The organism is Klebsiella sp. CN_Kp113, from assembly GCF_040064585.1.
Classification (GTDB): Bacteria; Pseudomonadota; Gammaproteobacteria; order Enterobacterales; family Enterobacteriaceae; genus Klebsiella; species Klebsiella michiganensis.
This window is the reverse complement of sequence record NZ_JBEAID010000025.1, coordinates 76,059-100,474: the sequence shown is the minus strand read 5'-3', so window position 1 is coordinate 100,474 and position 24,416 is coordinate 76,059. Positions and strand designations below refer to the sequence as shown.

The following is a 24,416-nucleotide window of genomic DNA, read 5'->3' as shown; positions in this document are numbered from 1 at the left end:
GCAGTGCCTGGGGTGAATGCGCGTCGCCAACGCATCTGCAGCTTGAAGTATGAAGGGTAGAGCCCCATTTTTTATTGGCCGGGACTTATGACCGAACACGCTATCACTCGCACCCAGGCCTGGCTGGAAAGCCTGCGCCCCAAAACGTTACCTCTGGCCTTTGCCGCCATTATTGTCGGCTCCGCGCTTGCCTGGCATCAGGGCAGCTTCGATCCCTGGGTTGCCCTGCTGGCCATCATCACCGCCGGTTTATTACAAATCCTCTCCAATCTGGCCAACGATTATGGCGACGCGGTAAAAGGCAGCGATAAACCTGACCGTATCGGCCCCCTGCGCGGGATGCAGAAAGGGGCAATCACCCAGGCGCAGATGAAACGCGCGTTGATTCTCACCGTGGCGCTGATTTGTCTCTCTGGCCTGGCGCTGCTGTTCCTGGCCTGGCAGACCATGGCCGATTTTATCGGTTTTATGGTGCTTGGCGGGCTATCGATCGTGGCCGCCATTACCTACACCGTCGGCACTCGTCCTTACGGCTACATCGGCCTTGGCGATATCTCCGTGCTGGTGTTCTTCGGCTGGCTTAGCGTGGTCGGGAGCTGGTACCTCCAGGCGCACAGCGTTGAAGCGGTTATTTTCTTACCCGCCACCGCCTGCGGCCTGCTGGCAACGGCGGTGCTGAATATTAACAACCTGCGTGATATCGACAGCGATCGTGAAAACGGTAAAAACACCCTCGCCGTGCGCCTGGGGCCGGTTAACGCTCGCCGCTACCACGCCTGCCTGCTGTTTGGCGCGCCGCTGTGCCTGGCGCTGTTTAACCTTCTCTCGCTGCATAATCCGTGGGGTTGGCTGTTCCTGCTGGCAACGCCGCTGCTGGTCAAACAGGCGCGTTATGTGATGCGCGAACGCGACCCTGTCGCCATGCGTCCAATGCTCGAAAGAACGGTTAAAGGGGCGCTGCTGACCAACCTGCTGTTTGTTATCGGAATTATTTGCAGCCGGCTTGTGGGTTAACTGACAAATATCAATTAACAATTGATGATTTTGCCAACAGTACGATTCACGCGATATACTGAAAATTCTCGCAGCAACTGAACGTTAAGCCTATGAAATACGATACTTCCGAGCTTTGTGACATCTACCAGGAGGATGTCAACGTCGTGGAACCTCTGTTCTCCAACTTTGGGGGGCGCTCGTCGTTTGGTGGACAAATCATCACGGTAAAATGTTTCGAGGATAACGGGTTGCTCTACGATATGCTCGAACAGAACGGCCGTGGTCATGTCCTGTTGGTTGACGGCGGTGGTTCCGTTCGACGCGCATTGATTGACGCTGACCTGGCGCGTCTGGCCGTACAAAACGAGTGGGAAGGGCTGGTCGTCTATGGCGCTGTGCGTCAGGTTGACGATCTGGAAGAGCTGGATATCGGCATCCAGGCGCTGGCGGCCATCCCCGTAGGGGCCGCAGGTGAAGGTATCGGCGAAAGCGACGTGCGCGTCAACTTCGGCGGCGTCACCTTCTTTTCCGGCGACCATCTCTACGCCGATAATACCGGGATTATCCTCTCCGAGGATGCCCTGGATATCGAGTAGCGTCCCGCCCATAAAAAAGGCCTTCTCTCTGAGAAGGCCTTTTTATTTCCGCCGGAGGCTTAGTACAGCTTCTTAGCGCAATCCAGCCAGTCGCTTTTGAACGGACGCTTCATGTTTTCGATAGCGTCGATAATGTCGTGGTGAACCAGCTTCTCGTTCTGAATACCAACGCAGCGGCCGCCGAAGCCCTGCAGCAGCAGGTCAATCGCGTACGCGCCCATGCGGGATGCCAGAATACGGTCATAAGGAACCGGAGAGCCGCCGCGCTGAATGTGGCCCAGTACGGTGGCACGAGTTTCACGGCCGGTCTCTTTCTCGATGTAGTGAGCCAGCTCGTCGACGTCGCACATATGCTCGGTGATCGCCACAATCGCGTGTTTTTTGCCTTTCGCGATACCCGCCTTAATTTCTGAAACCAGGTCGTCGCGCGTGTATTCAACCTCAGGCACCATGATGAACTCACAGCCGCCGGAGATAGCTGCCGCCAGGGTCAGATCGCCGCAGTAGCGGCCCATCACTTCAACAACGGAAATACGCTGGTGGGAGGAAGAGGTGTCACGCAGGCGGTCAATGGCCTCTACCACGGTGCTCAATGCGGTAAAGAAGCCGATGGTATAGTCGGTGCCTTTAATATCGTTGTCGATGGTGCCCGGCAGACCGATGCAGGGGAAGCCCATCTCAGTCAGACGCACGGCACCCATGTAGGAACCGTCACCACCGATAACCACCAGCGCATCCAGGCCGCGCTTTCTCATATTTTCAATCGCGACGGCGCGAATATGTTCTTCGCGGAATTCTGGAAAACGCGCCGACCCCAGGAAGGTGCCGCCGCGGTTGATCATGTCGGAAACGCTGTAGCGGTCGAGCTGAACCATACGATCTTCATACAGGCCGAGGTAACCGTCATAGATTCCAAAAACTTCCAGACCTTCCGTTAATGCCGCACGCACAACGCCACGAATTGCTGCGTTCATGCCCGGGGCATCACCGCCACTTGTCAACACACCGATTTTCTTAATCATGACTACCTCTGAACTTAGGAAGCAAAAAATAATCCTGTTGCCTGAAGCGCCCCTCACGAGGAGTGCACAACGATAATTGCAATAGTATATCAAACGCTTCTGGCTGAATTGATTCAGGTCAGACCAAATGGCGGTAATTTATACAAAAAATGCCGATCCGCCCCACACTTTTACATCGAGTTTACAGACTATAACCTAAAGATCATAAAACACCCTGCCGCCCTAACGGCACCACAGAGCAGGGGTCCTGGTGGATAATGACATCGGACCCGGGAAAACGGAGCAACAGCGCCTGCTCCACCTGGTCGGCAATCACGTGTGCCTGAACCAGCGGGAGGTTATCTTCCATTTCCAAATGAATCTGAATAAAGCGAGTCGGCCCTGACTGCCGCGTTCGTAGATCGTGCGCCCCGCTGACGCCTGGCCACGCGGTCACGATATTGATAATTTCCTGGCGTTCCTCATCAGGAAGCGCGCGGTCTAACAACGACTGAACAGCGTCATAAGCCATGCGCAGCGCGCTATATAAAATATAGACGCCTATACCTAATGCAAACAGCGCATCAGCACGGTGCCAGCCGTACCAGGAGAGGGCCAGCGCCACCAGAATTGCGCCGTTCATCATAACATCAGACTGATAATGAAGCATATCCGCCCGTACCGCCTGACTTTGTGTTTTTCTTACTACCCAGCGCTGGAACGTGACCAGCAGCAGCGTGCTGACCAGCGCAATCAGCGTCACCACCATCCCTACGCCCGCCGCATTCATCGGCTCAGGACGAACGAGATGATCAATACCGGTCAAGAACAGAAACAGCGCCGAGCCGGAGACAAACATACTTTGCGCCAGCGCGGCCAGCGATTCCGCTTTACCATGGCCAAAGGTATGTTCTTCATCGGCAGGCTGCAGCGAATAACGCACCACCAGCAGGTTGGTCAACGAGGCGGCGATATCCACCAGTGAATCAACCAGCGCCGCCAGAATACTCACAGACCCGGTATACCACCATGCAAAAATCTTGATCAAAAGTAACGCAGAGGCCATCACCGTCGCCGCAATCGCCGCGCGGCTCACCAGCTGCCCATAAGATTGATTCATAAACGCTCCTTACTTCGCGATGCGCTTAGTATAACCCGATCTTTTACCGGGACGGGGAGGCAGGAGAGTGCTGAATAACGGGCAAAAAAAACCCCCACATCATGTGGGGGAAGACAGGGATGGTGTCTATGGCAAGGAAAACAGGGTTGTTACTGGGGTTGCAGGGTATTGCTACTACTCGAAAGCATCATCGCTGAGCCTTTTTGCATCCGTGCAACCTCACGCAACTGATCCATTCGTTGCTGGTGCTTAGCGTTTAAAACCGCTTGCTGCTCTGGCGTTAGCAGGTGATACATCTGGTTGCGAACTTTTGCCATTTCAACCTGGCGGGCAACCTGTTCCTGCGCCATCTTATCTGCCTGAGCGCGTACAGCGTTTTCATCAAAATTTTCTGCGGTGACAAGGCGATGCATTGTCTCCATTTCGCTAACATTAACGGGTGGCCTGTCGTGGCGTGCCCGCTGCATAAGATCTCGTAACTGTTGCCGTTGGTGTTCAGTTAAACTTATGCCGTCAAACATATGGCTCTGGCTGCTGCGCTGGACCCCTTCGTCTCCGGGAAGCCAGTTAACGCTGGTGACGACTTCAGCGGCTTGGCTATATGCACTTAGCGCCAGCGTTGAGGCCATGACGGCAGCGATAACATTGCGCATCACATACTCCCAAAACGTTTGTGTCGCGATTCAACGAGAGAGAGTTTACGATGCAGGCTGCAAACATGCGTCAGGGGGTGTAAAACAACGTAAAGTCATGGATTAGCGAGCCTTGATGACGTAATTTCTGCCTCGGAGGTATTTAAACAATGAATAAAATCCTGTTAGTAGATGATGACCGGGAGCTCACCTCCCTGTTAAAAGAGCTGCTCGATATGGAAGGTTTTAATGTGCTCGTCGCCCATGATGGGGAACAGGCGCTGGCCCTTCTGGACGACAGCATCGATTTACTTTTGCTTGATGTGATGATGCCGAAGAAAAACGGTATCGACACGCTCAAAGAGTTGCGTCAGACACACCAGACCCCGGTTATCATGCTAACGGCCCGCGGGAGCGAGCTGGATCGCGTTCTCGGCCTCGAGCTGGGCGCGGACGATTATTTGCCTAAGCCGTTCAACGATCGTGAGCTGGTGGCGCGTATACGCGCGATTCTGCGCCGGTCGCACTGGAGCGAGCAGCAGCAGACAACCGAAGCCGGTTCACCGACGCTGGAAGTGGATGCGCTAAGCCTTAACCCTGGTCGCCAGGAAGCCAGCTTCGATGGTCTGACCCTCGAGCTGACCGGCACCGAGTTCACCCTGCTCTATCTTCTGGCGCAGCATCTTGGCCAGGTGGTATCGCGTGAGCATCTTAGCCAGGAAGTGCTGGGTAAACGCCTGACGCCATTCGATCGCGCAATCGATATGCACATCTCCAACCTGCGGCGCAAGCTGCCGGAGCGCAAAGACGGCCATCCGTGGTTTAAAACCCTGCGCGGACGCGGCTATCTGATGGTATCGGCTTCATGATTGGAAGTTTAACCGCACGCATCTTCGCTATTTTCTGGCTCACGCTGGCGCTGGTGTTGATGCTGGTTCTGATGCTGCCTAAGCTGGACTCGCGCCAGATGACCGAGCTGCTGGAGAGCGAGCAACGTCAGGGCATCATGATTGAACAGCACGTCGAGGCCGAACTGGCGAACGATCCGCCAAACGACCTGATGTGGTGGCGTCGTCTGTTTCGCGCCATCGATAAGTGGGCTCCGCCGGGCCAGCGTTTGCTGCTGGTCACCAGCGAAGGTCGCGTTATCGGTGCCGAACGCAACGAAATGCAGATTATCCGCAACTTTATCGGCCAGGCGGATAACGCCGACCATCCGCAGAAAAAGCGCTATGGTCGTCTGGAAATGGTCGGGCCTTTTTCCGTCAGGGATGGAGAAGATAACTACCAGCTCTATCTGATTCGTCCTGCCAATACGTCACAATCAGACTTCATCAATCTGCTGTTCGACCGGCCGCTACTGCTGCTGATCGTCACGATGTTAGTCAGCGCCCCGCTGCTGCTATGGCTGGCGTGGAGCCTGGCGAAACCCGCGCGTAAGCTCAAAAATGCCGCCGATGAAGTCGCCCAGGGCAACCTGCGTCAGCATCCGGAGCTGGAAGCCGGTCCGCAGGAGTTTTTAGCCGCCGGGACCAGTTTTAACCAGATGGTGACCGCGCTGGAGCGCATGATGTCCAGCCAGCATCGTCTGCTGTCCGATATCTCGCACGAACTGCGCACGCCGCTGACCCGCCTGCAGTTAGGCACCGCATTGCTGCGCCGCCGCAGCGGGGAAAGCAAAGAGCTGGAGCGGATTGAGATGGAAGCGCACCGGCTGGATAGCATGATCAACGACCTGCTGGTGATGTCGCGCAATCAGGCGAAAACCGCGCTGGTCAGCGAAACGGTGAAAGCCAACCAGCTGTGGGGCGAGGTGCTGGATAACGCCGCCTTTGAAGCCGAACAGATGGGGAAATCGTTCACCGTCGAGTATCCGCCGGGGCCGTGGCCGCTGTACGGTAACCCCAATGCCCTGGAAAGCGCGCTGGAGAATATCGTGCGTAACGCGCTGCGCTACTCGCATACTAAAATTTCGGTAAGCTTCTCAGTGGATAAAGACGGCATCACGGTGAACGTCGATGATGACGGCCCGGGCGTGAGTCCGGAGGATCGCGAGCAGATTTTCCGTCCGTTCTACCGTACCGATGAGGCGCGCGACCGCGAGTCTGGCGGTACCGGCCTGGGGCTGGCGATTGTCGAGGCGGCGATTCAACAGCATCGCGGTTGGGTGAAGGCCGACGACAGCCCGCTGGGCGGCCTGCGCTTAACCCTCTGGCTGCCGCTGTACAAGCGCACCTGATCCCCCCGGCCTGGCTTCGCCGGGCCGGGTTCGAAACGGGTAGCCCGGATAAGGCGCAACGCGCCGCCATCCGGGAACGCGCACGGAAGCGCTATTTTCCCCACAATCTCCGCGAATTATTTTCGATCTTCCCGCTCAGGCGCCGTTTCTGCATGGTACGGCTCCAGCTTACCGACAGCCCCGCCGCGGAGAGCAGACGGTGGTACTGCTCATCATCAAACGGCATCTGCCAGGCGATGGCGCCCGCTTCGTGAACGCTCACGTCGCTGAGCCGGGAAACCAGCGCCAGCGGCGCATCGCTGGACACCTGCCCGCCCGCCACCACCCGATACAGCCAGCCGGTTTTGCCGCTGTTTTGCATAAGCTGCGCCATATCGCTGACGGCAAAGTGATAGTTGAGCTTGAAGCACGGCGATCGCGGCTGCGTGACCTGAATCAGCGCTTCTCCCCAGCGGAAGATATCGCCAATGTAGACGTTTTTTTCGGTCAGCCCTTCGGTCGAGAGATTTTCGCCAAACGCCGGGGCGCAGAAAAGATCCGCCTGCTGCGGAAGCTCACGGGCCCAGTGGGCGTAGTGTTCACGGGGATAGTGGCACAGCGCGCGGTCCGGCCCGCCGTGAATTTTCTTCTCCGCCTGCTCATCGCCCTCCAGCCCCAAATCGCCGAGGGTCAGTTCACCATCGACCTGAATTTTACCGATGGCGCTTGGACGGCTGCCGTCATAATCCCTTACCTTGCCCACAAAGACATTCACCGGATAGTGCATCGCTGCTCCTTTGCTGCGGATATAAAAAAAGCGAGTCATCAGACTCGCTTCTCGCTCAGCACAATGCAACCTTATTTTTTGGCGGCAAAACGCGCTGCGGCTTCGTCCCAGTTCACCACGTCCCAGAACGCTTTGATGTAGTCCGGGCGGCGGTTCTGGAATTTCAGGTAGTAAGCGTGTTCCCACACGTCCAGGCCGATAATCGGGAAGCCGGAAGCGCCAGAGATCGCTTCGCCCATCAGCGGGGAGTCCTGGTTAGCGGTAGAAACCACCGCCAGCTTGTCGCCTTTCAGCACCAGCCACGCCCAGCCGGAGCCGAAACGGGTCGTCGCCGCTTTTTCAAATTCCGCTTTGAAGTTGTCAACGGAACCGAAATCACGCTCGATAGCCGCTTTCAGGTCGCCCTGCAGGGTGGTACCGGTTTTCAGGCCTTTCCAGAACAGGCTGTGGTTAGCGTGGCCGCCTGCGTTGTTACGCAGCACGGTTTTTTTGTCTGCCGGCAGCTGATCCAGTTTGGTAATCAGCTCTTCTGCGGACAGGCTCGCGAACTCAGGCAGGCTTTCCAGCGCTGCGTTAGCGTTATTTACGTAGGTCTGGTGGTGTTTAGTGTGATGGATTTCCATCGTCTGCTTGTCAAAATGCGGTTCCAGGGCGTCATAAGCGTACGGCAGGGCAGGCAGTGTATAACTCATAATCATCTCCATTATTGTCGAGCGGCGGAAAGTGTTAATGCCGCGTAAGCAGTTGGTTCATTATAGTTAATTAAATGATATTGAAAACGCTTATCAATGCCGTATTTTTAATAAGGTTATAACAATGGGTAATAGATGTCGTTTTGTGATACAGAACAACTAATTAAGTTTTTGGTTGCCAGGTTCAGGCTTCGGGTGGCAACAGCTTAAAGGCGGAAAAACTGACCGATTTTTACACTCATCGGGTCGGAAGAAGATTTATCCGATAAAAAATAGATGAGGATAAAATCAATGAATCACGCGATTACGATGGGTATTTTTTGGCATTTGATAGGTGCGGCCAGTGCAGCCTGTTTCTATGCCCCGTTCAAGAAAGTTAAACATTGGTCCTGGGAAACCATGTGGTCTATCGGCGGTATTGTCTCCTGGCTGATCCTCCCCTGGGCCATCAGCGCCATGCTGCTGCCCGATTTCTGGGCCTATTACGGTTCTTTTAACGCCTCCACTCTGCTGCCCGTTTTCCTGTTCGGCGCCATGTGGGGTATCGGTAATATCAACTACGGCCTGACGATGCGTTACCTGGGGATGTCGATGGGGATCGGCATCGCCATTGGTATCACGCTGATTGTCGGCACGTTAATGACGCCGATTCTTAACGGTCAGTTTGATGTTCTCATTAACACTAAAGGCGGCCAGATGACGCTGCTCGGCGTACTGGTCGCGGTGATTGGCGTGGGTATCGTCACCCGCGCAGGCCAGCTGAAAGAGCGCAAAATGGGCATCAAAGCCGAAGACTTCAACCTGAAAAAGGGGCTGCTGCTGGCGGTGATGTGCGGCATCTTCTCGGCCGGTATGTCGTTCGCCATGAACGCCGCCAAGCCGATGCATGAAGCCGCCGCCGCGCTCGGCGTTGATCCGCTCTACACCGCGCTGCCAAGCTATGTGGTGATCATGGGCGGCGGCGCGCTGGTCAACCTCGGCTTCTGCTTTATCCGTCTGGCAAAAGTAAAAAACCTGTCGATAAAAGCCGACTTCTCGCTGGCAAAACCGCTCATCATCAGCAATATCCTGCTTTCGGCGTTAGGCGGCCTGATGTGGTATCTGCAGTTCTTTTTCTACGCCTGGGGTCACGCCAGCATTCCGGCGCAGTACGACTACATGAGCTGGATGCTGCATATGAGCTTCTACGTGCTGTGCGGCGGCCTCGTGGGTCTGATACTGAAAGAGTGGAACAACGCCGGCCGTCGTCCGGTGGGCGTCCTCAGCCTCGGCTGCGTGGTGATTATTATCGCCGCCAATATCGTTGGTCTGGGAATGGCGAACTAGCGTCGTCAGGCGGCGGTGCGACTGCGCTGCCGCCACTGCCCCGGCGTCATGCCTATCTCGCGGTTAAACACCACCGAAAAGTAGTTGCTGTCTTCAAACCCGCACTGCATCGCCACTTCGCCAATCAGCCGTTCGGTATGCTGCAGCAGATACTGCGCGTGACAGATGCGCAGCTGGCGCAGGTAGTGGTTGATGGTCATCCCCGTCTGCTGACGAAACTGCTGGCGCAGCGCGCGTTCGCTGCACCCTTCGCGCTCGCAAAAACGGTCAAGAAAGAAAGGACGATTGAGGCTGCCCGCCAGCTCGGTGAGCAGCTTATCGAGCAGCGCTTCGCTTTGGGTTGCCGCCAGATTATCGGTGGCGTAGCGATAGCGCTGAAGAATAAGCGCCAGCTGCGCAAACAGCAGTTCGGCCATATTATTGGCCTGCGCATCGCTGCGGCTGCTTTCATGCTCCAGCTGGGTAATCACCTGCCTGACCTGGGCCATGCCGCTGCTGCCAATCCGCCAGTGCGGAACCCACGGGGTGCCGAACAGGCCGGGAATGTGCGCGGCCCAGTCAAAGTTAAGCCGCAGCCGGTCCGGGCAATAAATGACGTTTTGCAGGACGAGATCGTTCACCGAGGCGTAGGAGTGTTTATCTTCCGCGCGGATATAGAACAGATCGCCGCGGGTAATGCGCCACGGACGATCGTTCAGGACATGCAGGCCGTTACCCCGCCACACCAGCACCAGTTCGCAGAACTCATGGGTGTGCTCGGCGAAGACGTTTTGCGGATAGCGATCCGCCACCGCCACCGCCTGAGCGGGAGAGGCAAAAAATTCATCTTTGCGAAGAATCAGCTGACCTGCCACGACATCAACTCCGGACGCGAATAACGTTTCATTATTCGCGTTTATGTCTGTCAAAACGTTGACTGCTCTCCCGTTACTGAAGAATGGCGTCGCGCCCCTGGCGAATATCGCGCGGAGACCAGTCAAACTCGCGGCGGAAAAGCGTCGAAAAGTGGTTACTGTCGCCGAATCCGCAGCGATAGGCGATATCGGTCACGCTATCATCGCTATGGCGCAGCAGATGGCGCGCTTTCATCAACCGCACCCGATTCAGATAGCGCTGCGGCGTCAGCCCGGTTTGCTGTTTTAACTGACGGTGCAGGGTTCGCAAGGAGAGCGAAAAGCGCGCCGCCACCTCTTCCCAGCAGATATCCTCGGCAAAATGGTCTTCCAGCCAGGCCATCAAATGGTTGAGCCGCGCGTCGTTGTTGGCGGCCCCTTCGGCGAGGCTGCTTTTACGCAGGTGCACCAGCAGCTGCATAAATAAAATCTCGCGGCTGGCGATGGCGTGCATATCCGCATCCGCGCCAACGTTCTCCATCTGCTCCACAATCTGGCGCACCTGCTGCAACGCATTCTGATTCACCCGCCAGTGCGAGAGGTAGTTCCCCTCCTGCTCCTGCGGCAACAGCTCGTTCAGGCCGGACAAAAAGCGAAACGCGTCCGGCGCGCGATAGAGCACGTTAGTCAGGCATAAATTATCCGTGTGCTCGTAGAGATGGCGATCGTGATCGCGGATAAAGCAGACCGAGCCGCCGCTGATGGTGTAGGGCTGGCCGTTGAAAACGTGAATCCCGGTGCCGTGCTCCACAATAACAATCTCATGAAAATCATGGTGATGCTCAGGAAAAGCGGATTGCGGGAGCCGCGGCTCAATGGCGACAGCTGAAACGCCGGACTTAAAGAAATCCACACTGTGCAACATAGTCATAGCCGCTCCTCGAGATGAGAAAAGTTATCAATCAGTGGAGCAAATAGTAATTAAGGGTCGGCGATCCGGCCTTCAATTTTTGACCGCAAAATTCGTAAAGCCTGCCGCTTTTTCAAGAAATGACGGGAAAGATCGGGAACTGCGGACAACATTACATCCCTCACCCCAGCGCGGAGAAAACGAAACTGTGACCTCCCTCACGGTCACCTTTGCTTTCTTGCCAGCGGCCAATTTTCCCTGTCAGTAACAAGAAGGTGAGCCCGACGCGACTTTTTTAGACTGTATGCAATGATTTTCACAAGGATCTTCCCATGAGTTATCGTCATTGTGTCGCCGTCGATTTAGGCGCCTCCAGCGGGCGGGTGATGCTCGCCGGTTATCAGCCCGGTCAGCAAACGCTGGCGCTGCGTGAAATTCACCGTTTTACCAATAGCCTGCAAAAGGTGGATGGCTTCGACTGCTGGGATCTCGATAGCCTGGAAGGGGAAATTCGCCGCGGTCTGGAGAAGGTCTGCGAACAGGGCATCCTGATCGACAGCATCGGCATCGATACCTGGGGCGTGGATTATGTCCTGCTGGATAAAGCGGGTCAGCGCGTCGGCCTGCCGGTTTCCTATCGCGACTCCCGCACCCAGGGCCTGATGCGCCATGCCGAAGAGCAACTGGGCCGGGCGGAGATCTACCGCCGCAGCGGTATTCAGTTTCTGCCGTTTAATACCCTTTATCAGCTGCGCGCGCTGGTTGAACAGCAGCCGGAGCTGGTCAGCCAGGCCGCGCACGCGCTGCTGATCCCGGACTACTTTAGCTTCCGCCTGACCGGCAACATGAACTGGGAATACACCAACGCCACTACCACGCAGCTGGTCAACATCAACAGCGATAGCTGGGATGAAGATCTGCTGAACTGGAGCGGCGCGCCGCGCGACTGGTTCGGAACGCCGACCCATCCCGGCAACGTTATTGGCCACTGGATTTGCCCGCAGGGCAATAACATCCCGGTGGTCGCCGTCGCCAGCCACGATACCGCCAGCGCGGTTATCGCCTCGCCGCTGGCCAGCAAAAACGCCGCGTATCTCTCTTCCGGCACCTGGTCGCTGATGGGCTTTGAAAGCAAAACCCCCTGCACCAGCGATGCGGCGCTAAGGGCCAATATCACCAACGAAGGCGGTGCCGAAGGCCGCTATCGGGTGCTGAAAAATATTATGGGCCTGTGGCTGCTGCAGCGGGTGCTCAAGGAGCAAAACGTCGGCGACCTGCCGGCGCTGATCGCGCGTACCGCTGCGCTTCCGGCCTGCCGCTTCGTCATTGACTGCAACGATGACCGCTTTATCAACCCGGACAACATGAGCGCGGAAATCCAGGCCGCCTGCCGCGAAGCCGGGCAGCCGGTTCCCGATACCGACGCCGAGCTGGCGCGCTGTATTTTTGACAGCCTGGCGCTGCTCTACGCCCGGGTGCTCAACGAGCTGGCGGCGCTGCGCGGTCAGCCGTTCAGCCAGCTGCATATTGTCGGCGGCGGCTGCCAGAACGAACTGCTCAACCAGCTGTGCGCCGACGCCTGCGGCATCACCGTGACCGCCGGCCCGATTGAGGCCTCCACCCTGGGCAATATCGGCATTCAGCTGATGACCCTGGACGAGCTGCACAACGTCGATGAATTCCGTCAGGTGGTGCGGCAAAACTACGCCCTCACCACCTTTACCCCCAATCCTGAAAGTGAAATTGCCCGCTTCGTCGCGCAGTTTCAGCCACAACAGACCAAGGAGCTTTGCGCATGACCACTCAACTTGAACAAGCCTGGGAAATTGCCAAACAGCGCTACGCCAGCGTCGGCGTGGACGTCGAGGAGGCCTTGCGCCAGCTGGATCGCCTGCCCGTTTCCATGCACTGCTGGCAGGGCGATGACGTCGTCGGTTTCGAAAACCCGGAAGGAAGCCTGACCGGCGGTATTCAGGCCACCGGCAACTACCCGGGTAAAGCGCGTAACGCCAGCGAGCTGCGCGCCGACCTTGAGCAGGCGCTGAGCCTGATCCCCGGGCCAAAACGCCTGAACCTGCACGCGCTCTATCTCGAATCCGACGCGCCGGTGCCGCGTAATGAAATTAAGCCGGAGCACTTTAAAAACTGGGTTGAGTGGGCGAAAGCCAACAAGCTGGGGCTCGATTTTAACCCCTCCTGCTTCTCGCATCCGCTAAGCGCCGATGGCTTTACGCTGTCGCACGCCAACGATGAAATCCGCCAGTTCTGGATCGATCACTGCAAAGCCAGCCGCCGTATTTCCGCTTACTTCGGCGAGCAGCTGGGCACGCCGTCGGTAATGAATATCTGGATCCCGGACGGCATGAAGGATATTACCGTTGACCGCTTCGCGCCGCGCCAGCGCCTGCTGAACGCGCTCGATGAAGTGATCAGCGAGAAACTCGACCCGGCGCACCACATTGATGCCGTCGAGAGCAAACTGTTCGGTATCGGCGCGGAAAGCTACACCGTCGGCTCCAATGAGTTCTATATGGGCTACGCCACCAGCCGCCAGACCGCCCTGTGCCTGGATGCCGGCCACTTCCACCCGACGGAGGTCATCTCCGACAAAATCTCCGCCGCCATGCTCTATATCCCGCGCCTGCTGCTGCACGTCAGCCGTCCGGTACGCTGGGACAGCGACCACGTGGTGCTGCTGGATGACGAAACCCAGGCCATCGCCAGCGAAATCATCCGTCACGATCTGTTCGACCGCGTGCATATCGGTCTCGATTTCTTCGACGCTTCGATTAACCGCATCGCGGCGTGGGTGATTGGTACCCGCAATATGAAGAAAGCCCTGCTGCGCGCCCTGCTGGAACCGACCGGGCAGCTGCGTCAGCTGGAGCTCGACGGCGATTACACCGCCCGCCTGGCGCTGCTGGAAGAGCAGAAGTGCCTGCCGTGGCAGGCCATCTGGGAGATGTACTGTCAGCGTCACGATACGCCGGCAGGCAGCCAGTGGCTGGATAACGTACGCGCTTATGAGAATGCGGTTCTGAGCCAGCGCGGGTAAAGCCCGGACGTTCCCCGTGCCGCGGCCGGGCTACAAACCGGTAGCCCGGATAAGCCGTTTACGGCGCAATCCGGGGGCTCGCACATATTCAGGGCGAGGGGCCAACCCCGCGCCGAATCAACAGGAAAGACAAGACTATGCAGACCATTATCGACGCCTGGTTCGTCCAGGGCATGATTAAAGCCACTTCTGACGCCTGGCTGAAAGGCTGGGACGAGCGCAACGGCGGCAACCTGACGCTGCGCCTCGACGAAGCGGATATCGAACCCTACGCGGCGGATTTCCACGCTAAACCGCGCTATATCGCCCTGAGCCAGCCGATGCCGACGCTGGCTAACCAGCCGTTTATCGTCACCGGTTCCGGTAAATTCTTCCGTAACGTCCAGCTCGACCCGGCGGCGAACCTCGGGGTGGTGAAAGTCGACAGCGACGGCGCGGGATACCATATTCTTTGGGGCCTGACCAACGATGCGGTGCCAACATCCGAGCTGCCGGCGCACTTCCTGTCGCACAGCGAGCGCATCCGGCTGACCAACGGTAAAGACCGGGTGATCATGCACTGCCACGCCACCAATCTGATCGCCCTGACCTACGTGCTGGAGAACAACAGCGATCTGTTTACCCGCAAGCTGTGGGAAGGGAGTACCGAATGCCTGGTGGTCTTCCCGGACGGCGTCGGCATCCTGCCGTGGATGGTGCCGGGCACCGACGAAATCGGCCAGGCCACCGCCGAGGCGATGCAGAAACATTCGCTGGTGCTGTGGCCGTTCCACGGCGTTTTCGGCAGCGGCCCCAATCTGGACGAAACCTTCGGCCTGATCGATACCGCTGAGAAATCCGCCGAGGTGCTGGTGAAAGTTTACTCAATGGGCGGGATGAAACAAACCATCACCCGCGAAGAGCTGGTCGCCCTTGGCAAACGCTTCAACGTTCAACCCCTGCAGTCCGCGTTAGACCTTTATCCATAACAACATCGCGCCCCGCTCACCGAGACGGGGCGAAAAAATCACCTGCAAACCCTACAAACTAACTCATGTGGAGTAAAAGCAATGAAAACAAACACAAGCTTGATCCTCACCGTTGCCATCCTGGCGTTGTCCGGTTCCGCTTTAGCCGAAGTCAAAATCGCCCTCGTGGCGAAATCATTGGGAAATGGATTCTTCGAAGCAGCGAACGTCGGCGCGCAGGAAGCGGCCAAAGAGTTAGGCGATGTCAAAGTGATCTATACCGGCCCGACCACCACCACCGCCGAAGCGCAGATCGAAGTGCTGAATGGTTTGATCGCCCAGGGGGTGGATGCGATCGCCATTTCCGCTAACGATCCCGACGCCGTGGTGCCGGTACTGAAAAAAGCGATGCAGCGCGGCATTAAGGTGGTCTCCTGGGACTCCGGCGTCGCGCCGGCGGGCCGCCAGATCCATCTTAATCCGTCCAATAACGCGCTGATTGGCGAAACCAACGTTAAGCTCGCCGCCGATGCGCTGAAGGCGCTGAACGTGGAAAAAGGCGATGTGGCGATTTTAAGCGCCACCCCAACCTCCACCAACCAGAACATCTGGATTGAGGAGATGAAAAAGGTGCTGCCGCAGTACCCGTCCGTCAATCTGGTGACTGTCGCCTACGGGGACGATCTGTCGGATAAAAGCTACCGCGAAGCGGTGGGCCTGCTGAAGTCATATCCTGACCTGAAAGTGATCGTTTCGCCTTCGTCGGTGGGGATCGTGGCCGCCGCGCAGGCGGTGAAAGATCAGGGCAAAATCGGCAAGGTCTACGTCACCGGGCTGGGGCTGCCGTCGGAAATGGCCGGGGCGATTAAGTCCGGTGCCAGCAAAAGCTTCGCCATCTGGAACCCGATTGACCTCGGCTACGCCGCCACGTATCTGGCCGACGATTTAGTCAAAGGCACGGCGACCAAAACCGAAGCCAATATGGGCAAGCTGGGCAAAGTGAAGCTGGACGCCGACGGTAGCGGCGCGATGGCCGAACCGTTCGTCTACGATGCGAGCAACATCGATAAGTTCTCGAAAATTTTCTAACCCTGTTTCCTCACTCCGGCCCTCTTCCAAAAGAGAGGGAGAAAGTCAGGCCCTCTGCGCACTGCTGCCAGCGAGCACTGAACGGTTCCCTCGCCCCTTTGGGGAGAGGGTTAGGGTGAGGGGTGATTTTACGGAGAACTATCATGTCAGCATCCACCCCACTGCTGTCGCTGAAGGGCATCACCAAGGTTTTTCCCGGTGTGCGCGCCCTTGAAAACGTACAGCTCGATCTCTGGCCCGGCAAAGTGACCGCTTTAATCGGCGAAAACGGCGCGGGGAAATCGACGCTGGTCAAAGTGATGACCGGCATTTATCAGCCCGAAGAGGGCGAGATTCTCTATAAAGCGATCCCTATCCAACTGCCGAACCCGGAGTCGGCGCATAAGGTCGGGATCACCGCGATTCATCAGGAAACCGTGCTGTTCGACGAACTCTCGGTCACCGAAAATATCTTCGTCGGCCAGTATCTGCATCGCGGCCTGCTGAAGAAGCTCGACTGGCCCGCCATGCACCGCAAAGCCAGCGAAATTCTCACCCGCCTCGAGGTACAGATTGACCCGCGCGCGACGCTGAAAACCCTCAGTATCGCCCAGCGCCATATGGTCGCCATCGCCCGGGCGCTCTCCTTTGAAGCTCAGGTGGTGATCCTCGATGAGCCGACCGCCGCGCTCTCGCAGCATGAAATTCTGGAGTTCTATCAGATCGTTGAGCGCCTGAAGCAGGACGGCAAAGCGATCCTGTTTATTTCGCATAAGTTCGATGAGATTTTCGAGCTGGCGGACTACTACACCATTCTGCGCGACGGCGTGTACGTCAGCTCCGGTGCGATTAACGACATCACCGAAGAGCGGATGGTGGCGATGATGGTGGGCCGCGCGATTACCCAAACCTACCCGAAAGTCGATTGTATCCCAGGGGAAACGGTGCTGGAGGTGAAAGACCTCTGCCACCCCACCGAGTTCGCCCATATCAGCTTCAGCCTGCGCAAAGGGGAGATCCTTGGCTTTTACGGGCTGGTGGGCGCCGGGCGCACCGAGCTGATGCAGGCGCTCTCCGGAGTCTCGCATCCCTCTTCCGGCGATATCGTGCTGAAGGGAAAACCGATGCGCTTTCGCCAGCCGGCCGACGCGATCGGCGCCGGTATCGTCTGCGTGCCGGAAGAGCGGCAGAAGCAGGGAGCAATTATCGCCCTGCCGATCGCCCAGAACATCAGCCTGCCGCAGCTCAGCAAACTGAACCCCGGCGGCGTGCTTAACGACGCCCGCGAATGGCGGCTGGCGGACGAGTACGCCTCGCGCCTGCAGGTTAAGGCCTTTAGCTGGCGGCAGGCGGTGGAAACCCTTTCCGGCGGCAATCAGCAAAAAGTGGTGATCGGCAAATGGCTGGCGACCCATCCCGAGGTGATTATCCTCGACGAACCGACTAAAGGCATCGATATCGGCTCCAAAGCGGCGGTGCACCAGTTTATGTCCGAGCTGGTCAGCCAGGGGCTGGCGGTCATTATGGTCTCTTCGGAGCTGCCGGAAGTGATGGGCATGGCCGACCGGATTATCGTGATGCACGAAGGGCTGATGGTGGCCGAGTATCGCGCCGGTGAAGCGACGGCGGAAACCATCGTCAGCGCCGCCAGCGGCGCCGGTCGGGAGGCAGCGTAATGGGTAAACAACTGCTTAAACACCGCGAAGCGTTGCTGGCGGCGGTGATCGTTTTGCTGATCGGCGCTATCGGCAGCCGGGCGCCGTCGTTCGTCTCGCCGGGCAATCTGGTGGAGATGTTTAACGACACCGCCATTCTGATCGTCCTCGCCCTCGGCCAGATGATGGTACTGCTCACCAAAGGGATCGATCTGTCGATGGCCGCCAATCTGGCGCTGACCGGGATGATCGTCGCGCTGCTCAACGCCCACTATCCGGGTATCCCGGTGGCGGCGCTGCTGGCACTGGCGACCCTGCTTGGCCTGCTGATGGGGATGATTAACGGCCTGCTGGTCTGGCGGCTCGGCATTCCGGCCATCGTGGTCACGCTGGGCACCATGAGTATTTATCGCGGGATTATCTTCCTGCTTTCCGACGGCGGCTGGGTTAACTCGCACCAGATGAGCGCCGATTTTCTCGGCCTGCCGCGCGCCTCGCTGCTGGGGCTGCCGCTGCTGAGCTGGTGCGCCATCGCCGCGCTGCTGCTGGTGGGCTATTTCCTCCGCTACAGCCGCACCGGCCGGGCCTTGTACACCGCGGGCGGCAACGCGACGGCGGCGTACTACACCGGGATTAACGCCGGGAAAATGCAGTTTGTCAGCTTCTGCCTCTCCGGCGCGCTGGCCGGGTTCTGCGGCTATCTGTGGATCTCGCGCTTCGCCGTCGCCTATGTCGATGTCGCCAACGGTTTTGAACTGCAGGTGGTCGCCGCCTGCGTCATCGGCGGCATCAGCACCATGGGCGGAACCGGTCGCGTGCTCGGCTGCCTGTGCGGCGCGCTGTTCCTCGGCGTTATCAATAACGCCCTGCCGGTGATTGGCATTTCGCCGTTCTGGCAAATGGCCATTTCCGGCGCGGTGATCGTCATTGCGGTGCTGCTTAACGAACGCGGTAATAAAGGTAGCGGACGATTAATCCTGCGCAACGCGGCGCTGGCGCGGCAGAAACAGGCGGTGAAATCATGAGCAAAATAATGATGTCTGAAGAGATGAAAAGCGCCCCGGCCGCGCCGTCGCCGCTGCGCCGCTTGCTGTGCTGGGAAGGGTTTCTGCTGGCGGTAACCCTGGCGGTATTCGTGGTTAACGCCCTGGCGTCACCCTACTTCCTTAATATCTGGAACCTGTCGGACGCCACGTTTAACTTTACCGAAAAAGCGATCATCGTGCTGCCGATGGCGATGCTGATTATCGCCAGAGAGATCGACCTTTCGGTAGCCTCGACGATGGCGCTGAGCTCAACGGCGATGGGCTTCTGCGCGGCGGCGGGTATGGATACGCCGCTGCTGGTGGCCGTCGGGCTGGGCGTGGGGCTGCTGTGCGGCCTGTTCAACGGTATCCTGGTGACGCGCTTTAACCTGTCGTCGATTGTGATCACCATCGGCACCATGAGCCTGTATCGCGGAATAACCTACATTCTGCTGGGCGACAAGGCGCTCAATCACTACCCGGACAGCTTCGCCTGGTTCGGCCAGGGCTACGTGTGGGGGGCGCTCTCTTTTGAGTTCGCGCTGTTTATCCTCCTCGCCGCCGCCTTTACCTTCCTGCTGCATAAAACCAACTTTGGCCGCCGGACCTACGCCATCGGCAATAACCCGACCGGAGCCTGGTTCTCCGGAATCAACGTCAAGCGCCACAATCTGGTGCTGTTCGCGCTGGTCGGGCTGATGGCCGGGCTGGCGGCGGTCCTGCTGACCTCGAGGCTCGGCAGCACCCGCCCGACGCTGGCGATGGGCTGGGAGCTGGCGGTCGTCACGATGGCGGTGCTCGGCGGCGTCAATATTCTCGGCGGCTCCGGCAGCATGGTGGGGGTGATTATCGCCGCCTTCCTGATGGGGCTGGTGACGTTTGGCCTGAGCCTGCTCAACGTGCCGGGGATCGTGATGTCGATCATCATCGGCGCGATGCTGATCGTGGTGATCTCGCTGCCGATTATTACCCGGCGGATGATGCAGCGAAGACGAATTTAATTTCCCCTTCCCCCTAATCTGACCGGTACGTGTAGCCCGGGTAAGGCGCCAGCCGCGACCCGGGGGCGGGTGAAGGGAAACGGATTACCCAAAATCAACATTAAGGAGAATTATCATGAGTTTTATGTTGGCACTGCCCAAAATCAGCCTCCACGGCGCGGGCGCAATCGGCGATATGGTCAAGCTGGTGGCGGGTAAACGCTGGGGCAAAGCGCTGATCGTCACCGACGGTCAGCTGGTGAAGCTGGGGCTGCTCGACAGCCTGTTTACCGCCCTGGATGAACAGCAGATGTCTTACCATCTGTTTGACGAGGTGTTCCCTAACCCAACGGAAGCGCTGGTGCAAAAAGGCTACGCGGCGTATCGCGAGGCCGGGTGTGATTACCTTATCGCCTTCGGCGGCGGCAGCCCGATTGATACCGCCAAAGCGATAAAAATCCTCACCGCCAACCCGGGGCCATCGACCGCCTACTCCGGCGTCGGCAAAGTGAAAAACGCCGGCGTGCCGCTGGTGGCCATCAACACAACCGCCGGCACCGCGGCGGAGATGACCAGCAATGCGGTTATTATCGACGCCGAGCGCCAGGTAAAAGAGGTGATTATCGACCCCAATATCATTCCCGATATCGCCGTCGATGACGCCAGCGTGATGCTGGATATCCCGCCATCCATTACCGCCGCCACCGGCATGGACGCGCTGACCCACGCCATTGAAGCCTTTGTTTCCGTGGGCGCGCATCCGCTGACCGATGCCAACGCCCTGGAAGCGATTCGCCTGATCAACCTGTGGCTGCCGCAAGCCGTCGACGATGGACACCACCTTGAAGCCCGCGAGCAGATGGCGTTTGGCCAGTATCTGGCGGGCATGGCGTTTAACAGCGCCGGTCTCGGCCTGGTGCACGCGCTGGCCCATCAGCCTGGCGCTACCCACAACCTGCCGCACGGCGTGTGCAACGCCATCCTGCTGCCGATCATCGAAAACTTTAACCGGCCGAACGCGGTTGCCCGCTTCGCGCGCGTGGCGCAGGCGATGGGCGTCGATACCCGCGGTATGAGCGATGAAGCGGCCAGCATGGAGGCCATCAACGCCATCCGCGCGCTAAGCAAACGCGTCGGCATTCCGCAAGGCTTCAGCCAGCTTGGCGTCAGTAAAGCCGATATTGAAGGCTGGCTGGATAAAGCGCTGGCCGACCCGTGCGCGCCGTGCAATCCGCGCACCGCCAGCCGCGATGAAGTCCGCGAACTCTATCTGGAGGCATTATGATCCGCAAAGCTTTCGTGATGCAGGTAAACCCGGACGCGCATGAAGAGTATCAGCGCCGTCATAACCCCATCTGGCCGGAGCTGGAAGCGGTGCTGAAAGCCCACGGCGCGCACCACTACGCGATTTATCTCGATAAAGAGCGCCATCTGCTGTTCGCCACGGTGGAGATTGAATCCGAAGCGCGCTGGGACGCCGTCGCCGGCACCGAGGTGTGCCAGCGCTGGTGGCAGCATATGCGCGATGTGATGCCTGCCAATCCGGACAACAGTCCGGTAAGCGCGGAGCTTAAAGAGGTGTTTTATCTGGAGTAAAACTATGGCTGCCCCGTTGTGCTGAGCGGGGCAGCCGTTTCAAGCGCTTAGAAGAAGTACTTAAAGCGCACCCGCGCGCCGTAGCGATCGTCATCATCCCCCTGGCTCAGCTTCTCGTCGCTGTCGAGAATGGAGTAATAGGCGCCGAGATAGATATTAAAGTTCTGCATATTCATCACGTTCGGAATTTGATACGACGCGTGGAAGGTATGAATATTGTAGGTGCCTTCATCCTTAATCCAGCAGTCGTTATCGCAAATCACCCCGGCATAATCGCTGATTTTGTTATGCGCGTAGATATATCCCAGCTCGAAGCGCCGCCACAGCGCGTTCACCCCGGCGGTCAAATCCTGTTCGTTGCTGGCGTCCATATAAGCGGTGTTCAGATTAACCACCACCCCGTCCTCCGGGTCGCGCTTCAGGCCGTTCCAGGTCATGGTCAGGCCATAGCCGGTGCGCCCCGACTGATCGATAAAGTTGCCCTGGGCATCTTTATAGCCGTAGGCGTTCTGCACCACGTTCGCTTCCATGGCCGCGGCAACGAAAAATTCGTCTTTCGCCCATGACACCACCGGGCGCAAATAGGCGACGTTCTTTTTCTGCTCCATATCACGACCATGGTAGCCACCGTTGTCGTACAGCGACGTACCGTCTTCCAGCAGGGTGTTGAGCTCAAAATACCAGTTATCAAGCTGCTTGCTCAGCAGGAAGTTGCCGCCTGCGTCAGAGCGGCCGCGACCCTCTTTCATCATATAGATATAGCCATGGCCGTCGCTGTAGAGGTCGTTGGCGGTATTACCGGAGTGCTCGACGAAGGTGTCCTGATTCAGCGGGAACATATCGTACGCTTCAAAGCGCCCCACTTTCACCTTCCAGTCGTTCTCCTGACCAAAGAAGAAAACCGCATCGTCGAGGTTCATCGAGCCGGTCATATCCGCCAGCGGCTGGACAGAGAAACCGGCAAAATAGCCGTTATCCGTTTTGCGGATACCGTCGAAGCCGAGCAGGATACGGCCGTTTAAATCCCACTTATCGTAGGTGGGATCGCTGCCGACATCGGCGTTGGTCATCGCCAGCAGGCCGTGTTTGCTTTCCGCGTCCATGTTGAACTCCACGTCGCCGTAGATTTTCAGATCGCCATAGCCGGATAATTTCAGCTCCGGGACGCTAAGATTCTTTTTACTCTCCGCGGTTGCTGCCGCGCTGTTTACCGGCACACGGGTTTGCGCCGCCTGAATAGCGGCATTCTGCTTCGCCTGTAAATCCCGCACCTGGCCTTCCGCTACCGTCGCCCGGCTTTCCGCGGCGGCAAGCCGCGCTTCAAGCTGTTCCATTCGTTGTTCCAGCGTCAGTTGATTATTTTTCCCGACCGCCGATCCCGTTATTAAACACAAGCCTAGCGCTATTGATAATGTTGTTTTATTCATTTTTATTTTCCCAGAGGTAAAAGGTGGGATAAGGTGAATAAAAATATTCACCTTTTATATTTTGATTTTTATTTAGCAGAAGAATGAATGAAATAACGTGTAATCTGCCTCCTTAAATAACGTTATTCGCTATACGGATTAACAAACAGAGTGAATATTAATTTCCAGCAACCGGTGTCGCCCTGAAGGCATTACGCGCTCGGTCTATGACCACCTGTGCGTCACTGCCGCTATCAAGTATCGTGTTTTGCGCGGATTCTTTTTCTACCTGCACGGCGACCGCATCGAGTTCTTTTAACCTGGCCGTCGTCAGCAAAGCGCTGACCTGCGCCGCAAAGCAGGCATCCTCTTCGGAGGGCTGCGCCTGCGCCGCTGACGTCTCCGTGGTCGCCACGATATGGTTATTCGCAATATAATTCCCTTTGCCGGAAACAAGGCGAATGATGACCGGTTTTATTCCCTGCGGCTTGAGATACTGGACATCAATCGTTTCGGAAATATGATTAGCAATAACCGAATTATTACTGCCGTTTATATGCAGCAAGCCATAGGCATCATCCAGGCCGTTGTCATAGGCCTGCATCGGCGGCCAGGGTTCACGATCGCGCAAGAAATGGTTTGCCGAGATCAGATTCTCCGCACAGTTGTTCTCGAGAACGAGCATTCCTGGATAAAATGAATGGAATCGATTGCTGGTGATGCTAGAGCGGACCACGCCCGATAAGTGCACGCTGCTTGCGCCACGGGGGAAAATATTGTTGGTAGAAATCAATAACCCCCCGAAGTTTTGCGCGTAAATAGAATAGCCTTTATAGCCCGCGCCAATCAGGTTATCGGTTATTTTTGAAGCCTGCCCGGCGCCACGCAGCTCGATACAGTTACCGCATTCGGCGATAAAGTTATTATGGATCGCCATTGCATCGCTATTGTACGCGGTGAGGCCATGCTCCAGATAGATAAATCCCATCCCGGTAATGCGGAAAGCGTCCTGCGCGCTGGCGATATAAATCCCGGTTTTGCCGTTCGTATAGCTATTTTCCGGGTCGTTGTTTCCCAGCCCATCATCAACAAAGTGCAGACCATCGATACAGAAGTTTTCGAACGCCACCGAACTGATACGCGGCGCCCCGCTGCGTTTCACGTAAAATGCAGCGCCAGCGTGTTCTTCATCGCCGGGCTGCGGGCAGAGATCGATCAGGATACGGCTCCCGCCCGGCCATATATCGTGCAAATTCGCCCACTCGTCCGCCGGCGTATTAAAGCGAATGCTCGAGGAGACAAAACCATGCCCGGAACCCATAATTTTTAAATAACTGATATCAATTAAGACCTGCGTCTTCAGATGATAATCGCCGGGCGGAATATAAATCGCGGCGCCCGGTTTACCCCCGTCGTTAATATCGGTTTCAGTTTGTCGCGATTTAATATCGGCGAGAATACTGTTAATGACTTCGCCAATATCCTCATACGGGTTGCCGACGTGCCACTGCGTAACATCATAATAATTTTTACGTACCATGAAAAACCGCCTCTAATGATAATAAGAAATCGA

23 protein-coding genes are annotated in these 24,416 nt (G+C 57.3%); 14 read left to right on the top strand and 9 right to left on the bottom strand.

Annotated features, from left to right (window positions below; genetic code table 11):
• Nucleotides 1-87: 87 nt before the first annotated feature.
• A complete protein-coding gene (gene menA / locus ABLV30_RS17660) occupies nucleotides 88-1,014 on the top strand; it encodes a 1,4-dihydroxy-2-naphthoate polyprenyltransferase (protein WP_014227426.1) in 927 nt (308 codons plus the stop codon).
• Between the two features lie 92 nt (nucleotides 1,015-1,106).
• Nucleotides 1,107-1,592 (top strand): ribonuclease E activity regulator RraA, encoded by a 486-nt coding sequence (gene rraA, locus ABLV30_RS17655; RefSeq protein ID WP_004127241.1) that lies wholly within the window; start codon nucleotides 1,107-1,109, stop codon nucleotides 1,590-1,592.
• Nucleotides 1,593-1,651: 59 nt separating this feature from the next.
• Here rraA and pfkA read toward each other — a convergent pair whose 3' ends face one another.
• The 3 genes from pfkA to cpxP form a co-directional block, all read right to left on the bottom strand.
• The gene (pfkA, locus tag ABLV30_RS17650; protein WP_004127238.1) at nucleotides 1,652-2,614 is read right to left on the bottom strand and encodes a 6-phosphofructokinase; all 963 of its coding nucleotides are present in this window, start codon (nucleotides 2,612-2,614) and stop codon (nucleotides 1,652-1,654) included.
• 202 nt (nucleotides 2,615-2,816) lie between these two features.
• Nucleotides 2,817-3,713 carry a CDF family cation-efflux transporter FieF gene (gene fieF, locus ABLV30_RS17645; protein ID WP_014227425.1) on the bottom strand — a complete coding sequence of 299 codons (897 nt, stop codon included), beginning with the start codon at nucleotides 3,711-3,713 and terminating at the stop codon, nucleotides 2,817-2,819.
• Nucleotides 3,714-3,862: 149 nt separating this feature from the next.
• A complete protein-coding gene (cpxP, locus tag ABLV30_RS17640) occupies nucleotides 3,863-4,366 on the bottom strand; it encodes a cell-envelope stress modulator CpxP (RefSeq protein ID WP_004855993.1) in 504 nt (167 codons plus the stop codon).
• A 149-nt stretch (nucleotides 4,367-4,515) separates the two neighbouring features.
• Between cpxP and cpxR the strand changes: the two genes are divergently transcribed.
• Nucleotides 4,516-5,214 carry an envelope stress response regulator transcription factor CpxR gene (cpxR, locus tag ABLV30_RS17635; protein WP_004127228.1) on the top strand — a complete coding sequence of 233 codons (699 nt, stop codon included), beginning with the start codon at nucleotides 4,516-4,518 and terminating at the stop codon, nucleotides 5,212-5,214.
• Nucleotides 5,211-6,584 (top strand): envelope stress sensor histidine kinase CpxA, encoded by a 1,374-nt coding sequence (gene cpxA / locus ABLV30_RS17630; RefSeq protein WP_004107505.1) that lies wholly within the window; start codon nucleotides 5,211-5,213, stop codon nucleotides 6,582-6,584. Before cpxR ends, cpxA begins: the two co-directional genes overlap by 4 nt.
• A gap of 91 nt (nucleotides 6,585-6,675) precedes the next feature.
• Here cpxA and yiiM read toward each other — a convergent pair whose 3' ends face one another.
• Both yiiM and sodA read right to left on the bottom strand, forming a co-directional pair.
• A complete protein-coding gene (yiiM, locus tag ABLV30_RS17625) occupies nucleotides 6,676-7,350 on the bottom strand; it encodes a 6-hydroxyaminopurine reductase (RefSeq protein WP_014227423.1) in 675 nt (224 codons plus the stop codon).
• A 71-nt stretch (nucleotides 7,351-7,421) separates the two neighbouring features.
• Entirely contained in the window at nucleotides 7,422-8,042 is a 621-nt protein-coding gene (gene sodA, locus ABLV30_RS17620) for a superoxide dismutase [Mn] (RefSeq protein WP_219557737.1), read from the bottom strand.
• Between the two features lie 291 nt (nucleotides 8,043-8,333).
• Between sodA and rhaT the strand changes: the two genes are divergently transcribed.
• Entirely contained in the window at nucleotides 8,334-9,368 is a 1,035-nt protein-coding gene (gene rhaT, locus ABLV30_RS17615) for an L-rhamnose/proton symporter RhaT (RefSeq protein ID WP_004107493.1), read from the top strand.
• Nucleotides 9,369-9,373: 5 nt separating this feature from the next.
• Here rhaT and rhaR read toward each other — a convergent pair whose 3' ends face one another.
• Entirely contained in the window at nucleotides 9,374-10,222 is an 849-nt protein-coding gene (gene rhaR, locus ABLV30_RS17610; protein WP_004127212.1) for an HTH-type transcriptional activator RhaR, read from the bottom strand.
• 73 nt (nucleotides 10,223-10,295) lie between these two features.
• The gene (rhaS, locus tag ABLV30_RS17605; RefSeq protein ID WP_004107487.1) at nucleotides 10,296-11,132 is read right to left on the bottom strand and encodes an HTH-type transcriptional activator RhaS; all 837 of its coding nucleotides are present in this window, start codon (nucleotides 11,130-11,132) and stop codon (nucleotides 10,296-10,298) included.
• 311 nt (nucleotides 11,133-11,443) lie between these two features.
• Between rhaS (ABLV30_RS17605) and rhaB the strand changes: the two genes are divergently transcribed.
• The 9 genes from rhaB (at nucleotide 11,444) to rhaM (ending at nucleotide 21,437) form a co-directional block, all read left to right on the top strand.
• Entirely contained in the window at nucleotides 11,444-12,910 is a 1,467-nt protein-coding gene (rhaB, locus tag ABLV30_RS17600) for a rhamnulokinase (RefSeq protein WP_201208645.1), read from the top strand.
• Nucleotides 12,907-14,166, top strand: coding sequence for an L-rhamnose isomerase (rhaA, locus tag ABLV30_RS17595; RefSeq protein WP_014837041.1), 1,260 nt, complete (start codon nucleotides 12,907-12,909; stop codon nucleotides 14,164-14,166). Before rhaB ends, rhaA begins: the two co-directional genes overlap by 4 nt.
• Before the next feature lie 137 nt (nucleotides 14,167-14,303).
• A complete protein-coding gene (gene rhaD, locus ABLV30_RS17590; RefSeq protein WP_032719438.1) occupies nucleotides 14,304-15,134 on the top strand; it encodes a rhamnulose-1-phosphate aldolase in 831 nt (276 codons plus the stop codon).
• A gap of 81 nt (nucleotides 15,135-15,215) precedes the next feature.
• The gene (gene rhaS, locus ABLV30_RS17585; RefSeq protein ID WP_004127197.1) at nucleotides 15,216-16,202 is read left to right on the top strand and encodes a rhamnose ABC transporter substrate-binding protein; all 987 of its coding nucleotides are present in this window, start codon (nucleotides 15,216-15,218) and stop codon (nucleotides 16,200-16,202) included.
• Between the two features lie 143 nt (nucleotides 16,203-16,345).
• Nucleotides 16,346-17,857, top strand: coding sequence for a sugar ABC transporter ATP-binding protein (locus ABLV30_RS17580; RefSeq protein WP_014837038.1), 1,512 nt, complete (start codon nucleotides 16,346-16,348; stop codon nucleotides 17,855-17,857).
• Nucleotides 17,857-18,861 (top strand): ABC transporter permease, encoded by a 1,005-nt coding sequence (locus ABLV30_RS17575; RefSeq protein ID WP_025106559.1) that lies wholly within the window; start codon nucleotides 17,857-17,859, stop codon nucleotides 18,859-18,861. The genes ABLV30_RS17580 and ABLV30_RS17575 overlap by 1 nt, the downstream gene beginning before the upstream one ends.
• Nucleotides 18,858-19,862: an ABC transporter permease gene (locus ABLV30_RS17570; protein ID WP_004855968.1), complete on the top strand. Its 1,005-nt coding sequence runs from the start codon at nucleotides 18,858-18,860 to the stop codon at nucleotides 19,860-19,862. The genes ABLV30_RS17575 and ABLV30_RS17570 overlap by 4 nt, the downstream gene beginning before the upstream one ends.
• Before the next feature lie 115 nt (nucleotides 19,863-19,977).
• The gene (gene fucO, locus ABLV30_RS17565) at nucleotides 19,978-21,126 is read left to right on the top strand and encodes a lactaldehyde reductase (protein ID WP_025106558.1); all 1,149 of its coding nucleotides are present in this window, start codon (nucleotides 19,978-19,980) and stop codon (nucleotides 21,124-21,126) included.
• Nucleotides 21,123-21,437 (top strand): L-rhamnose mutarotase, encoded by a 315-nt coding sequence (gene rhaM / locus ABLV30_RS17560; protein ID WP_014227413.1) that lies wholly within the window; start codon nucleotides 21,123-21,125, stop codon nucleotides 21,435-21,437. The genes fucO and rhaM overlap by 4 nt, the downstream gene beginning before the upstream one ends.
• A 47-nt stretch (nucleotides 21,438-21,484) precedes the next feature.
• On the opposite strand, the gene ABLV30_RS17555 is transcribed toward rhaM, so the two are convergent.
• Nucleotides 21,485-22,864 carry a carbohydrate porin gene (locus ABLV30_RS17555; RefSeq protein WP_257198161.1) on the bottom strand — a complete coding sequence of 460 codons (1,380 nt, stop codon included), beginning with the start codon at nucleotides 22,862-22,864 and terminating at the stop codon, nucleotides 21,485-21,487.
• 157 nt (nucleotides 22,865-23,021) lie between these two features.
• Nucleotides 23,022-24,383 carry a NosD domain-containing protein gene (locus tag ABLV30_RS17550; RefSeq protein ID WP_257198985.1) on the bottom strand — a complete coding sequence of 454 codons (1,362 nt, stop codon included), beginning with the start codon at nucleotides 24,381-24,383 and terminating at the stop codon, nucleotides 23,022-23,024.
• Nucleotides 24,384-24,416 lie beyond the last annotated feature (33 nt).